The following is a 13,407-nucleotide window of genomic DNA, read 5'->3' on the forward strand; positions in this document are numbered from 1 at the left end:
TGACGAGCAGCACCGACATAGGAGGTTTCACTTGAAAGTCCGTTCCCTCGCCGCGACAGCGGTCTTCGTCCTGACCGCCTGCCTGCTGGCCGCCACCCCCGCCCAAGCGGCGACATCGGTCACCTTCACCCCGCAGACGATCTCGGTACCCAAGCTCCCGGAGTCGGGTGTCGTGCACAGCGTCACCCCCGTGGGCAGCGTCTCGCTGAACATGACCGCCACGCAGACCGCTTACGTGGTCTCGAAAATGCGGGTCGACAACGCCAGCATTCGCAGCCTCTTCGACAACGAGATCGTCTGCCGTGGCCCGGGCGGCTGGAGCAAGAACATGGTGATCGGGCAGAACGTGTACGACGTGAACTCGGGCTCCCTGAACCAGGACGTGACGCTCTACACCCGATTCCTCGTCCACCCCGGCGTCGCGGGCACGGTCACCTGCACCGCGAACGTGCGGGGGAACTCGCTCAGCCCGGCCAGTGACGCCACCTACCGGTTGGTCAGCGGGTACCTCACGTTCGCCGACACCTCGGTCACCAACGCCACCGACGGGCAACCGGTGCAGTCCAGCGTGAGCACGGGAGTCCGTGGTCTCCACGCCGATTCCCCGAAGGTGTGGGAGCCCACGCTCGACCACTTCACCCTCCCCCCGACCGTGCAGGGCCTCAACGTGGTGGGCGACGTCGAGCTGCAGGTCTGCCTACGGGGCATCACCTGTGACAAATACAAGACCACAAAGGTGAAGTTCACGCTCTTCGTCAACCAGTGGAAGGCGGACGGCACACTCTGCAAAACCGACAGCAGCGTCCAGGTCACGCATGAGGTGCCGTACTGGGTACACCACAAGTACGTGCCGCTCAACAAAGCGGACTTCTCCGTGAGCAAGGCGCCGGGCTGCATCCCCCGGTTCAACGCCTACGTCAAGGCCGAGTGGCTGGGCGGCGAGGCCGCCGGCATCCAGGGAAAGGCCACCGGGCTCACCGATTCGGAAGGCTCGACCACCACGCACGACTCCGACATGAGCCACGCGTACGTCTTGCCTTATTGATCGGACTGGGCGGGCAGGTCGAATTCGCCGTCCCGCACGCCTTTCACGAACGCGTCCCATTCCGTCGGCGTGAACACGAGGACATGGCCGTCCGGATCGGAAGCCTGGCGTATCGCGGTATAGGTGACGCCGTCGGTGTGCGGGACCAGCGCGTACTCGGCGCGGTCTTCGAGGTTCGCGCCTTCCGGTTCCGCCCGGATCCACACCGCGTCGCTCAGGTCCAGCTCGGGCCTGACATGAGCCTTGTCGTCCACCGGCTGCTCACTCATGGTGTCAACGCTATCGCTTTCCGGTACGCAAAACGAAGGGGCCCTTCGCGAGGAAGGGCCCCTTCGTGGTGACAACTAGGCGGTCTCGGTGATCGGCCGGTCCACCCACGACATCAGGTCGCGCAGCTTCTTGCCGGTCTCCTCGATCGGGTGCTGGTTGCCCTGCTCCTCGAGCTTGGTGAAGTTCGGCCGCCCGGCCTCGTCCTCGGCGACCCATTCGCGGGCGAAGGTGCCGTCCTGGATCTCGCCGAGGATCTTCTTCATCTCTTCCTTGACCGCCGGCGAGATGACGCGCGGGCCGCGGGTCAGGTCGCCGTACTCGGCGGTGTCGGAGATCGAGTAGCGCTGACGCGCGATGCCGCCCTCGTACATGAGGTCGACGATCAGCTTCAGCTCGTGCAGCACCTCGAAGTAGGCGATCTCCGGGGCGTAGCCGGCCTCGGTGAGCACCTCGAAACCGGTCTGCACCAGCGCGGAGGCGCCACCGCAGAGGACGGCCTGCTCGCCGAAGAGGTCGGTCTCGGTCTCCTCGGTGAAGGTTGTCTTGATGACACCGGCGCGGGCGCCACCGATGGCGGCCGCGTAGGAGAGCGCGAGCGCCTGCGCGTTGCCGGAGGCGTCCTGCTCGACCGCGATGAGCGCCGGAACGCCCTTGCCGTCGACGAACTGGCGGCGGACGAGGTGGCCAGGGCCCTTCGGCGCGACCATGGCGACGTCCACGCCTGCCGGCGGCTTGATCAGGTCGTAGCGGATGTTGAAGCCGTGACCGAAGAACAGTGCGTCGCCGTCCTTGAGGTGCGGCTCGATGTCCTTCTCGTAGATGGCGCGCTGCTTGGTGTCCGGCGCGAGGATCATGATCAGGTCGGCTTCGGCGCTGGCCTCGGCCGGGGTGAGCACGCGGAGACCCTGCTCCTCGGCCTTGGCCCGCGACTTCGAGCCCTCGGGCAGACCGATGCGGACATCGACGCCGGAGTCGCGCAGGCTCAGCGAGTGCGCGTGACCCTGGCTGCCGTAGCCGATCACGGCGACCTTGCGACCCTGGATGATCGAAAGGTCCGCGTCGTCGTCGTAAAAGATTTCCACTGCCATGAGGGGTACTACTTCCTTTCCTGACTTACGAAGATTTCTAGCGGGCGGAGGTGGCGGTGATGGACCGGGCGCCCCGGCCGACCGCGACCATTCCGGACTGGACCAGTTCGCGGATGCCATAGGGCTCCAGCATCCGCAGCAGGGCACCGATCTTGTCCGACGTCCCGGTGGCTTCGACGGTGAGCGCCTCGGGCGACACGTCCACCACCTTCGCGCGGAAGAGCTGCACCGTTTCGAGGACCTGGCTGCGCACGGTGGCGTCGGCCCGGACCTTGACCAGCAGCAGTTCACGCTGCACGGCGGTGGACTTTTCCAGTTCCACGATCTTGATGACGTTGACCAGCTTGTTGAGCTGTTTGGTCACCTGTTCGAGCGGTAGCTCCTCAACGGCGACCACGATCGTCATCCGGGACACCTCGGGATTCTCCGTGGGCCCGACGGCGAGGGATTCGATGTTGAAACCACGCCGGGAGAACAGTCCGGAAACCCGCGCGAGGACACCGGGCTTGTTCTCGACCAGAACGCTCAGGGTGTGCACGCTCATCGGGCGTCTCCTTCGGCTGTGGCGGCGTTCAGCTCCGCTGCGTCGATTTCGCCAGCGGCGGCGACCTCGTCGTCGTCGAAGAGCGGGCGGATCCCGCGCACGGCCATGATCTCGTCGTTACCGGTGCCCGCGGCCACCATGGGCCACACCTGGGCATCCTTCCCCACCACGAAATCGATCACGACGGGGCGGTCGTTGATCTCCATGGCACGCCGGATGGTGGCGTCGACGTCCTCCTTGGTCTCGCAGCGGAGCCCGGCGCAGCCGAGCGCCTCCGCGAGCAGGGTGAAGTCGGGGATGCGGTGCTTGTGGGTACCGAGATCGGTGTTGGAGTACCGCTCGGAGTAGAAGAGGTTCTGCCACTGGCGGACCATGCCGAGGTTGCCGTTGTTGATGACGGCGACCTTGATCGGCGCGCCTTCGATGGCGCAGGTGGCCAGTTCCTGGTTCGTCATCTGGAAACAGCCGTCGCCGTCGATGGCCCAGACCTGCTTGTCCGGCATGCCGAACTTGGCGCCCATCGCGGCGGGGACGGCGAAGCCCATCGTGCCGAGACCGCCGGAGTTGATCCAGGTGCGCGGGTTCTCGTACTTCACGAACTGCGCGGCCCACATCTGGTGCTGGCCGACGCCCGCGGTGTAGACCGCGTCCGGGCCGACGAGCGAACCGATGCGCTCGATGACGTACTGCGGGGAAAGCGTCCCGTCCTCGGGCCACTCGTAACCGGCCGGGTAGTCGTCACGCCAGGCGCTCGCCTGGGTCCACCAGTCCTTCAGATCCGGCTTCGCGGACTTGTCGGTCTCGGCGCGGACGGCCTCGATCAGCTCGGTGATGATCTCCGCGCAGTCGCCGACGATCGGCACGTCCGCCTTGCGGTTCTTGGAGATTTCGGCCGGATCGATGTCGGCGTGGACAATGGCGGCGTCCGGCGCGAACGAGGACAGCTGCCCGGTGACGCGGTCGTCGAAGCGGGCGCCGAGGGCGATCAGCAGATCCGCCCGTTGCATCGCGGCGACGGCGGCGACCGAACCGTGCATGCCCGGCATGCCGAGGTGCTGCGGGTGCGAGTCGGGGAACGCGCCGCGCGCCATCAGCGTGGTGACGACCGGGATCCCGGTCAGCTCGGCCAGTTCCATCAGCTGGCGCGAGGCGTCGGCCTTGATCACACCACCGCCGACATAGAGGACCGGGCGACGTGACTTGCTGATCAGCCGGGCGGCCTCGCGGACCTGCTTGCCGTGCGGGCGCAGCGTGGGCCGGTAGCCCGGCAGCCGCATCTCCGTCGGCCAGGAGAAGGAGGTCATCTCCTGCAGGACGTCCTTGGGGATGTCCACCAGGACCGGGCCGGGGCGGCCGGTCGAGGCGAGGTGGAAGGCCTCCGCGATGGTGCGCGGGATGTCGGCCGGGTCGGTGACCAGGAAGTTGTGCTTGGTGATCGGCATCGTGATGCCGCAGATGTCGGCTTCCTGGAAGGCGTCCGTGCCGATCAGCGCGCGGGACTGCTGCCCGGTGATGGCGACGACCGGGACCGAGTCCATGTTCGCGTCGGCCAGCGGGGTGACCAGGTTGGTCGCGCCGGGACCCGAGGTGGCCATGCACACACCGACCTTGCCGGTCGCCTGCGCGTACCCGGTGGCGGCGTGGCCCGCGCCCTGCTCGTGACGGACCAGGACGTGGCGGACCTTCGTCGAATCGAGCAACGGGTCGTACGCCGGGAGAATGGTGCCGCCGGGAATACCGAACACGACCTCGGCGCCCACCGCCTCGAGCGAGCGGACGAGCGACTGCGCGCCCGTGACCCGCACCGGGGTCCCGGCGGGCGGCGCCGGCTTGGGTCGGGCACCGGGGGTACCGGTGTTCGCATCAGCTCGCGAGGTGGCACTGGTCATCGCTGTTTGCCTCGTCTTGTCTAGTCACTCGTTCGGGTATTCATTGGCTGGTTCGGCAGTAAAGATTGTTCCAGGCAACAAAAAACCCCCGCCGACCGGAGTGGTCGCACGAGGGTCGCGCGTCGACGCAGCGGAGACTTCCCTAAGCGTCGACGCGCTTGGGAAGTACGAGGCCGGTCTGCGTTGTCACGAGAGTGAAGCTAGCCGGTCGCCGTCAAGAGTGTCAACTCTGCGGGACGGCGATTCCGCATGCTGGACACCTCCGGGGGACTGCACGCCCCGCGTTCGGGGCCTTCGAGGCGGCGGTGCACCATCTTTGACGTGGCAGAAGAAAAGCAGCAGGAACAGGCGAACGAGGCTCCCAAAGCCGTCTTCAAGATTCCGAACACGGCGTTGCTGGCGATCGCTTTCCTCGTCGTCTGTGTGACGCCTGTCGCGTTCGGCGATGTGCCGTATCTCCAGTGGCTCTACATCTTCCCGATCGCGCTCGCGGTGTTCGTCATCCGGACCCGCACGACGGCGACGGCCAAGGGACTGGAGGTCCGCACGATGTTCGGGCGGAAGGACCTGCCGTGGACCTCGCTCAAGGGCCTCGCCATCACCGACAAGGCGAAGGTGCAGGCGGTGCTGAAGGACGAGTCCAAGGTCCCCCTCCCCGCCGTGCGCACCCGTCATCTGCCGGTGATTTCGCTGGTCAGCGCGGGGCGCATGGCCGATCCCTCCGGGCTGACCGACGACGTGGCCAAGGCTCCGGAAAAGAGCGGCGATTCCGGGGAGTAGGATTGGTAGGACCAGTTTGGCGCTCGTTCGCCCTGGTCCCCATGCCGAACCTTGGAGTCAGCCGTGCCTCAACTCCGTTCCCGGACCACCACCCACGGCCGCAACGCGGCGGGCGCCCGCTCGCTCTGGCGCGCCACGGGAATGACCGACAGCGACTTCGGCAAGCCGATCGTCGCCATCGCGAACTCCTACACCCAGTTCGTGCCGGGACACGTGCACCTCAAGGACCTCGGCGAGATCGTGGCCGGCGCGGTGAAGGAGGCGGGCGGGGTCGCCCGCGAGTTCCACACGATCGCCGTCGACGACGGGATCGCCATGGGGCACAGCGGAATGCTCTACTCGCTCCCCTCACGCGAGATCATCGCCGACTCCGTCGAGTACATGGTGAACGCGCACCAGGCCGACGCCCTGGTCTGCATCTCCAACTGCGACAAGATCACCCCTGGCATGCTGAACGCCGCCATGCGGCTGAACATCCCGGTGGTGTTCGTCTCCGGCGGGCCGATGGAGGCCGGGAAGGCCGTGGTCGTCGGCGGGGTCGCGCAGGCGCCGACCGACCTGATCACCGCGATCGCCGCGTCGGCCAGCAGCGAGGTCGACGAGGACGGGCTGTCCATTGTGGAGCGTTCCGCCTGCCCGACCTGCGGTTCGTGTTCGGGCATGTTCACCGCGAACTCGATGAACTGCCTCACCGAGGCCCTCGGGCTCTCCCTGCCGGGCAACGGTTCCACCCTCGCCACGCACGCCGCCCGCAAAGCGCTTTTCTCCGACGCCGGGCGCACGGTCGTCGAGCTGTGCAAGCGCTGGTACGAGAACGACGACGAGTCCGCGCTCCCGCGCTCGATCGCGACGAAGAAGGCGTTCGAGAACGCGATGGCCCTCGACATGGCGATGGGCGGTTCGACCAACACGGTGCTGCACATCCTCGCCGCCGCGCGGGAGGGCGAGGTCGACTTCACCATCGACGACATCGACGCCATCGGCCGCCGCGTGCCGTGCCTGTCGAAGGTCGCGCCGAACTCGGACTACCACATGGAGGACGTCCACCGCGCCGGCGGCATCCCGGCCATCCTCGGCGAGCTGTACCGCGGCGGCCTGCTGAACACCGACGTCCACTCCGTGCACTCGCCGGATCTCGAGTCGTGGCTGTCCACTTGGGACATCCGCGCCAAGGCCCCCTCGGACAGGGCCGTGGAGCTGTTCCACGCGGCGCCGGGCGGGGTCCGCACCACCGAGGCGTTCTCCACCGAGAACCGCTGGTCCTCTTTGGACACCGACGCCGCGGACGGCTGCATCCACGACGTCGAGCACGCGTACACCAAGGACGGCGGGCTCGCGATCCTGCGCGGCAACCTCGCCGAGAACGGCGCCGTCATCAAGTCGGCGGGGATCGACGAAGAACTGTGGCACTTCGAGGGCCCGGCCCGGGTGCTGGAAAGCCAGGAGGAGGCGGTTTCGGCCATCCTCAAAAAGGAGATCCAGCCCGGTGAGGTGCTGGTGATCCGCTACGAAGGCCCGGCGGGCGGCCCCGGTATGCAGGAGATGCTGCACCCGACGGCGTTTCTCAAGGGATCGGGACTGGGCAAGAAGTGCGCGCTGATCACCGACGGCCGGTTCTCCGGCGGCTCGTCGGGCATCTCGGTCGGGCACATCTCGCCCGAGGCCGCCGCGGGCGGGACGATCGGCCTCGTCCAGAACGGCGACCGGATCCTGCTCGACGTCCACGAGCGCCGTCTCGAACTGCTCGTCGACGAGGACGTGCTGGCCGAGCGGCGCGCGAAGATGGAGGCGAGCGAGCGGCCGTGGCAGCCGGTCTCGCGGGACCGGAAGATCACCGCCGCGCTGCGGGCCTACGCGCGGATGGCGACCTCTGCCGACACCGGCGCCGTCCGCGACCCGAACAAGTAACCCGCGTTCAGAGGACTAAATGCGGCCTTCGAGCGCATTTAGTCCTCTGAATGCGTCGCGTGTCAGCGGCACAGGACGATCACCACGACCGAAGCGGCCGCCGCCAGCAGCAGCCCGATCAGCCCGAACGAGAGCGGCCGCTTCCGCCACGGGGTGTTGACGTCCAGCGCGATTCGCCCGGAGCCCGCGAGCAGCACGGTCAGCGAGGCCGCGGCCAGCAGGAGTTCGAACTCGAAACCCTGCCCCTGCTTCTGGAAGAACCCGCCGCCGAACTTGACGTAGACGATGTTCGCGCAGACCCCTAGGAGCGCCGCGGCACCGATCGGGGTGAACAGGCCCACCAGCACGAGCGCGCCGCCGACCACCTCGCTGATCGCGGTGATCCACGAAAGCAGCGTGGTCTGGCTGGTGTAGCCGAAGTTGCCCAGCACCTTGGCGAAACCGCCGACCCCGGGCCCGCCGAAAGCGCCGAACAGATGCTGGAGCCCGTGCGCGCCCATGGTCACGCCGAGCACCACGCGCAGGACGAGCAGACCGAGATCGATCCCGCCCCTGGTCTCCGCCGGGTTCGGGCCGCGGTCGGAGTCGGCCACGTCCGAGATCATGCTGGTCTGGTAGTCATCGCTCACGCGCGAAGGGTAGGCGAATCCGGCCCGCCAGGCGACTGAACCGCCGGAGCGAGTCAGAACAGGGTCGCCGGCTCGATCGGTTCGGGCTCGGGCAACGGGTCGAGACCGGGCACCAGGGCCCGCACGTCGTCGTGGAACCGGCGGACGAGCGCGGGTGCGTCGTCGTTGTCGGGGGTGTGCACGAAGACCGTCGGCGACCGGCCGTCGCGCAGCCACCCGGCGACCACTTCGGTCCACGGCTCCCATCCCCGCGCGGTCTCCTCGGCGGAATCCCGGCCGAGATAGCGGACGATCGGCCGGTCGGTCAGCGCCCGCGTCCGCCGTGGCAGCCGGGGTTTCTTGGCCCAGGCGTCCTGTTCGGCCTCACTGACCGGCGGGCTCGCGAAGAAGACCGTGGTGTCGAACGGCACCCACTCGGCGGCCGCGTCGGCGAGCGTCCTCTCCAGCAGCGACGTCGCGTGGGTGTCGGTGTAGAACGCCGGGTGACGCACCTCGACGGCCCGCCGGAGCCCGGCGGGGAGACGGCGCAAAAAGCGGCCGAGGGCGTCGGCGTCCGGCGGGCCGAACGAGCCAGGAAGCTGAGTCCACAGAACCGCCCGTTCACCGAGGGGTTCGACCGCGTCCAGGAACGCCCGCATCTCGGTCTCGACACCGGCGAGCCGTCGCTCGTGCGTGACGACCTTCGGCAGCTTGACCACGAACCGGAAGCCGGGGCCGGTCTGCCGCGCCCACGTCTCGACGGTGTCCCTGGCGGGGGTCGCGTAGAACGTGGTGTTGCCCTCGACCGCGTTGCACCAGCCGGCGTAAGCCCGCAGACGCTCCCCGGCCGGAAGCGACCGCGCCACGAACCGCCCGCCCCACGCCTTGTGCGTCCACATCGCGCAACCGACATGAAGATTCGCCACGATGCTCAGTATTCGCCGTGGACCAGGTTCTTCGGCAACTCCCCACCCAGATATTGGCTCAGTTCCCGGACCACCACCGCGTAGGCGCGCTGCCGCCGCCCGCTCACCGAGCCCGCGACGTGCGGCGTCAGCAGCAGTCCCGGACAGTCCCACAGCGGGTGCCCGCCGGGCAACGGCTCGGGATCGGTGACGTCGAGGGCGGCGCGCAGCCGTCCCGACGCGAGTTCCGCGACGAGCGCGTCGGTGACCACGACCGGCCCCCTCGAAACGTTCACGAGGATCGCGTCATCCGGCATCGCCGCCAGGAACTCCGCGTCGACCATGCCCCGGGTATGCGGCGTGAGCGGCACCATCAGGACCGTGATGTCGTGTTCGGGCAGCAGGGCGGGGAGTTCGTCGGCGCCGTGGACGCCCTCGCGAGCGGTGGCGCCCACCATCGTGCAGCGCACGTCGAACGTCTCCAGCCGCCGTCGCAACTGCCTGCCGAGATCGCCCGCTCCGATGACGAGGGCCCGCTTGCCCTGCAAGGTGTCGGTGGTCCGGCGTTCCCAGTGCTTCCGGCGCAGCCCGTCGGCGAAACCGTCGAGACCGCGGTAGATCGCCAGGAGGACCGCGACGACCCACTCGGCCGAGCTTCCCCCGTGCGCGCCGCGGCAGGTGGAGAGCAGGACTCCGTCCGGCATCTTGCCGATCCAGTCCTCGGCGCCGGCCGCCAGCAGCTGCACGAGTTTGACGTTCGGCAGTTCGCGCCAGAGCTCCTCGGTGGGCCGGTCACCGGTCACGAGGACCTCGGCCTCGGCGGCTTCGGGCGGCACCGCCTCACCGTGGCGGTACACCACCGGACGCACGCCGTCGATCTCCGAAAGCGCGGCCACTCCCACTTCGTCGGGCACGAGAACGGTCACTGTCATGATCACCACGGTATCCACAGGCTCTTACCCGTGGCTCACGCATGCCCACCTAGGCTTGAGCCCGTGCGTACCCGGTACCGGCGGAAATGGACCGCGCCGCTGGCCATACTGGCCTGCGGTGCGCTGATGCTCTCCGGCTGCGCCGAATTCGACAACACCGCCGCCGGGCAGAAGTTCACCCCGGTCAACCCGCCGTCCCCCGAGGTCCCGCCGCAGATCGGGCCAGGCGGTGAAGCGGGCGACTCCGGCCCCGGCCGCGGCAACGGGCCGAACCAGACGCCGAAGCCGGTCCCGCCGCCGCAGGGCTGCAAGGACTTCGACAAGGCGGTCATCGCGACCTGCCTGGACACCGTCGCCGCCGTGGCCGCGATCCCCGGTGACGGCACCGCGCCCAGCGCGCTCGCGGGCGAACGCAAGAGCGGCCGGATCATGCTCGCCGTCGCGGAGAAGGACCCGGCCGGCTGGGCGACCGTCCCCGTGGACGGCTCCGGTGACGGCGGCCTCACCTCGCTGGCCCTATCCCCCGGCTTCGCCGAAGACCAGCTCGTCTTCGCCTACATCACCACCCCGACCGACAACCGGGTCGTCCGGCTGGCGAAGGGCCAGGCGCCGAAACCCGTGTTGACCGGCATCCCCAAGGGCGCCACCGGCAACCGCGGCGCGATCGGCACCGACGCCAAGGGCGCGCTCCTGGTCGCCACCGGCGACGCGGGCAACCCCGGGCTCGCGGCAGATCCGGCGTCACTGGCCGGGAAGGTTCTGCGCGTCGACACGTCGGGCAAACCGGCGTCGGGCAACCCCACACCGGGTTCGGCGGTCTTCTCGACCGGCGTCCACTCCCCCGGCGGGATCTGCCGCGACCAGACCGGCTCCCGCGTATGGCTGACCGACAGGCTGGCCGACAAGGACGTCCTGTACCGGCTTCGTGGCGGCCAGCCGCTGACCACCCCGGCCTGGAGCTGGACCGACAAACCCGGTGTGGCGGGCTGCGCGGATTTCGTCGGCGCCACCGGCTATCTCACGATCACGACGTCGACCGCGGGCAACCTCCAGAACCTGCCGGTCACCCCGGACGGCGCGGTGACCGGCAAGCCGAACGTCTTCATGGACGGCAAGGCAGGCAAGCCGCCGAAGACCTTCGGCAGGCTGTCCGCGATGAGCATGGTCAATCCGCAGATCGCGCTCGCCGGGACGGTCAACAAGGACGGCGGCGCACCGGTTTCGAGCGACGACCGGGTCGTCATCATCACGCCGTCGGCCAGCTCCGGCGGGGGCGGCAAGGACTGAGTGCCTGCCGGTGGACTCGCGATGACGCGCTACTCACCGGGAGCCGGGAAGTGGTTCGCGACGATCCGCGCGCAGGCCGTCGAGGGAGATGTGCAGCAGCCTGTTCCACATCCGCGGGCGGCACTCGTCGGTGATCTGGACGGCGTGGCCCAGGGAGACCAGCAGGAGCAGCAGATCGTCGGTGGTCACGCCGGGGCGGAGCACGCCCGCGGCGCCGGCCCGGGCGCATAGCCGCTCGATGACGAGGCGGAGCTGCTGGATGCCGTCCAGATCGGGGGCCCCGCGGCATCCGGTCTGGTACGGCAATCTCCTGGCGAACCCGCGGACCATCGTCGAGGTGGGCGCGGAACGAGTGCCGGTCGTGGCCCGGCTCGCGGAAGGCGCGGAGCGTGAGCGGATCTGGGCGAAGGAGGTAGCACTCATTCCGAAGTTCGCCGAGTCACGCGGCCGGCCGGATGTTGCGAAAGCCACTTTCGCAACGTTGAAGGTTGCGAAAGTGGCTTTCGCAACGTGCCCGCGCCGCGGATGCCGGTTTCCGAACGGGTCGTTTCGCGTGACTGGACGGACGACACGTGTGATCAGACGGACGACACGCGTGACTGGATGGACGACACGCGCGTGGGGAGCGACGTCGCGCTCGCGGCACACCACGATTCGAGGCGGCCGCGGGCAGGCAGATCCCGGTCGTCGTGCTGGAACGGGTTCCCGCGACCTGACGAACCGGCCGGCCGAGTCCGACGCTTACCTGGACGGCCTCGGCTGGGCAGGCGGGATGAACCGGGTGAACAACGGCGGCATCGCCTTTTCCTTGCCCAGCGGGTCGAACAGTTCCAGCACGAGCCGATAGGCGGGTCCGAGATCGGTCGCGGCGGTGGTGAGCCGTCGCGGATCGGTCGATGGCCAGCGGCCGGTTTCGGCCCGGGACGACAGGGTGCGCAGCAGGACGATCTCCTCGGCCGCGTTGAACGAACAGTGGCCGCCCCGGCTGACGTAGGTCTGCCGCAGCCGGCCGGGATCGCCGTTGCGCCGGACCTGGTCGCCGTACCACCGGGCCTGCCCCGCGACGGCGCCGCCGTCGCCGGTGGTGTGCGCGGTCAGCACGGGTGCGGGCGTGGTGCCGCGTGCCACGGCGTAGCGGTGCAGGTAGGCCTCCGCCCGCGGATCCGCCGAAATCCGCGGGGCCGCGGCGAGCCGGTCCAGGTCGGCCCCCAGATCCACGCCGCCCGCCCGGTACGCGTGCCGGACCAGGTCGAGCCCGGAGGACCGGGCGAGTTGCCGCCGATAATCGATCCCGGTGTTCGACGACGGGTTCCCGCCTGCCCGGCCCTCGATTTCGGGACGTGCGGCCGGTCCGTAGCCGTACAGGTAGACCCCGGTGACCCACAGCGCCTGCTGGGCGAGGCGGTCGGCGGGCGCCGTCGGCTCGGGTTCGTGCGCGAGCGCCCAGCCGGGGATGGTGCCCAGGGCGCCGGCCAACGCGATCCGCGCCCGGCCCGCTTCGGTCTTCTGAGCTTCGGTCACGACGGCTTCGAGCGCCGCCTGCGCGGCCTCCGGATCACGAGGCCGGACCAGGTCGATGTCCGCATCGGGCGCCAACAGGGTCTTGAGCGCGAAGAGGATGTCGAGTGCGCTGTTCCAGGTGCCTTTCGTGTCGTACTCGCCGCACTGCGCCAGGACGCCGTCGAACCGGCCCGGGTTGTTCTCGGCCAGCTTCACTGAGATGACGGCGCCCATGGACATCCCGCTGGTGAGCGTCCGCCGTGGTCTGCCCACGGTGGCCTGGAACCAGTCCAGCAGCGCGATCTGATCGGTCAAGGCTTCTTCGATCGCGTGCCCGAAGACACCCTTGTAGTTCGACGCGGCCAGCGCGTAGCCGTGATCGAGCAGCCAAGTCTCGGTCTCGGGTCTGGTGGCCAGCCAGATCCGCTCCGGCTTCCCCCACTCCTCCACGTAGAGGCCGTGGCTGTAGAGCACCAGCGTGCCGTTCCAGCGTTTCGGCACTTTGACCAGGTAGTCCGCACCATCGATCGTGCCTTCGTGGGTGCGCCAGCCCTCTTCGGCGGACGCCGGCGCGGCGGTGAACAGCGCGCCGAGGAGGAACGCGACGAGCACGGTGACGAGGGTCCTGTGCGGTGAGGGCATACGGATAAA

At 68.9% G+C, this 13,407-nt stretch carries 14 protein-coding genes; 5 read left to right on the forward strand and 9 right to left on the reverse strand.

The genetic code is table 11. The annotated features are described in order from the left end of the window. Positions 1 to 31: 31 nt before the first annotated feature. Positions 32 to 1,045, forward strand: a complete 1,014-nt coding sequence (locus ACLJQ7_RS32860) for a hypothetical protein (RefSeq protein ID WP_410652042.1) — start codon at positions 32 to 34, stop codon at positions 1,043 to 1,045. On the opposite strand, the gene ACLJQ7_RS32865 is transcribed toward ACLJQ7_RS32860, so the two are convergent. From ACLJQ7_RS32865 to ACLJQ7_RS32880, 4 genes are all read right to left on the reverse strand, one after another. Next, positions 1,039 to 1,314 (reverse strand): DUF397 domain-containing protein, encoded by a 276-nt coding sequence (locus tag ACLJQ7_RS32865; protein ID WP_410652043.1) that lies wholly within the window; start codon positions 1,312 to 1,314, stop codon positions 1,039 to 1,041. The genes ACLJQ7_RS32860 and ACLJQ7_RS32865 overlap by 7 nt on opposite strands. Before the next feature lie 75 nt (positions 1,315 to 1,389). Next, positions 1,390 to 2,403 (reverse strand): ketol-acid reductoisomerase, encoded by a 1,014-nt coding sequence (ilvC, locus tag ACLJQ7_RS32870; protein ID WP_410652044.1) that lies wholly within the window; start codon positions 2,401 to 2,403, stop codon positions 1,390 to 1,392. A 37-nt stretch (positions 2,404 to 2,440) separates the two neighbouring features. Further along, positions 2,441 to 2,947 (reverse strand): acetolactate synthase small subunit, encoded by a 507-nt coding sequence (gene ilvN / locus ACLJQ7_RS32875; protein ID WP_076162709.1) that lies wholly within the window; start codon positions 2,945 to 2,947, stop codon positions 2,441 to 2,443. Beyond that, entirely contained in the window at positions 2,944 to 4,836 is a 1,893-nt protein-coding gene (locus ACLJQ7_RS32880; RefSeq protein WP_410652045.1) for an acetolactate synthase large subunit, read from the reverse strand. The genes ilvN and ACLJQ7_RS32880 overlap by 4 nt, the downstream gene beginning before the upstream one ends. 321 nt (positions 4,837 to 5,157) lie before the next feature. Here ACLJQ7_RS32880 and ACLJQ7_RS32885 point away from each other — a divergent pair, with 321 nt between their 5' ends. Beyond that, a complete protein-coding gene (locus ACLJQ7_RS32885; RefSeq protein ID WP_410652046.1) occupies positions 5,158 to 5,616 on the forward strand; it encodes a PH domain-containing protein in 459 nt (152 codons plus the stop codon). A 63-nt stretch (positions 5,617 to 5,679) separates the two neighbouring features. Further along, positions 5,680 to 7,524, forward strand: coding sequence for a dihydroxy-acid dehydratase (gene ilvD / locus ACLJQ7_RS32890; RefSeq protein ID WP_410652047.1), 1,845 nt, complete (start codon positions 5,680 to 5,682; stop codon positions 7,522 to 7,524). 62 nt (positions 7,525 to 7,586) lie between these two features. On the opposite strand, the gene ACLJQ7_RS32895 is transcribed toward ilvD, so the two are convergent. From ACLJQ7_RS32895 to ACLJQ7_RS32905, 3 genes are all read right to left on the reverse strand, one after another. Continuing rightward, a complete protein-coding gene (locus ACLJQ7_RS32895) occupies positions 7,587 to 8,129 on the reverse strand; it encodes a DoxX family protein (RefSeq protein WP_410652304.1) in 543 nt (180 codons plus the stop codon). 77 nt (positions 8,130 to 8,206) lie between these two features. Beyond that, entirely contained in the window at positions 8,207 to 9,031 is an 825-nt protein-coding gene (locus ACLJQ7_RS32900) for a DUF72 domain-containing protein (RefSeq protein WP_410652305.1), read from the reverse strand. A gap of 32 nt (positions 9,032 to 9,063) precedes the next feature. Beyond that, the gene (locus ACLJQ7_RS32905; protein WP_410652048.1) at positions 9,064 to 9,969 is read right to left on the reverse strand and encodes a 2-hydroxyacid dehydrogenase; all 906 of its coding nucleotides are present in this window, start codon (positions 9,967 to 9,969) and stop codon (positions 9,064 to 9,066) included. A 63-nt stretch (positions 9,970 to 10,032) separates the two neighbouring features. Between ACLJQ7_RS32905 and ACLJQ7_RS32910 the strand changes: the two genes are divergently transcribed. Continuing rightward, positions 10,033 to 11,256 carry a PQQ-dependent sugar dehydrogenase gene (locus ACLJQ7_RS32910; protein WP_410652049.1) on the forward strand — a complete coding sequence of 408 codons (1,224 nt, stop codon included), beginning with the start codon at positions 10,033 to 10,035 and terminating at the stop codon, positions 11,254 to 11,256. 33 nt (positions 11,257 to 11,289) lie between these two features. On the opposite strand, the gene ACLJQ7_RS32915 is transcribed toward ACLJQ7_RS32910, so the two are convergent. Then, a complete protein-coding gene (locus ACLJQ7_RS32915; protein ID WP_410652050.1) occupies positions 11,290 to 11,586 on the reverse strand; it encodes a hypothetical protein in 297 nt (98 codons plus the stop codon). Here ACLJQ7_RS32915 and ACLJQ7_RS32920 point away from each other — a divergent pair. After that, a complete protein-coding gene (locus tag ACLJQ7_RS32920; protein WP_410652051.1) occupies positions 11,516 to 12,103 on the forward strand; it encodes a nitroreductase/quinone reductase family protein in 588 nt (195 codons plus the stop codon). The genes ACLJQ7_RS32915 and ACLJQ7_RS32920 overlap by 71 nt on opposite strands. Here the strand turns inward: ACLJQ7_RS32920 and ACLJQ7_RS32925 are convergent. Further along, positions 11,998 to 13,398 carry a DUF6351 family protein gene (locus ACLJQ7_RS32925; protein ID WP_410652052.1) on the reverse strand — a complete coding sequence of 467 codons (1,401 nt, stop codon included), beginning with the start codon at positions 13,396 to 13,398 and terminating at the stop codon, positions 11,998 to 12,000. The two genes, ACLJQ7_RS32920 and ACLJQ7_RS32925, sit on opposite strands and share 106 nt — an antisense overlap. Positions 13,399 to 13,407: the final 9 nt, after the last annotated feature.

This window comes from Amycolatopsis sp. cmx-4-54 (assembly GCF_046548895.1).
GTDB lineage: Bacteria > Actinomycetota > Actinomycetes > Mycobacteriales > Pseudonocardiaceae > Amycolatopsis.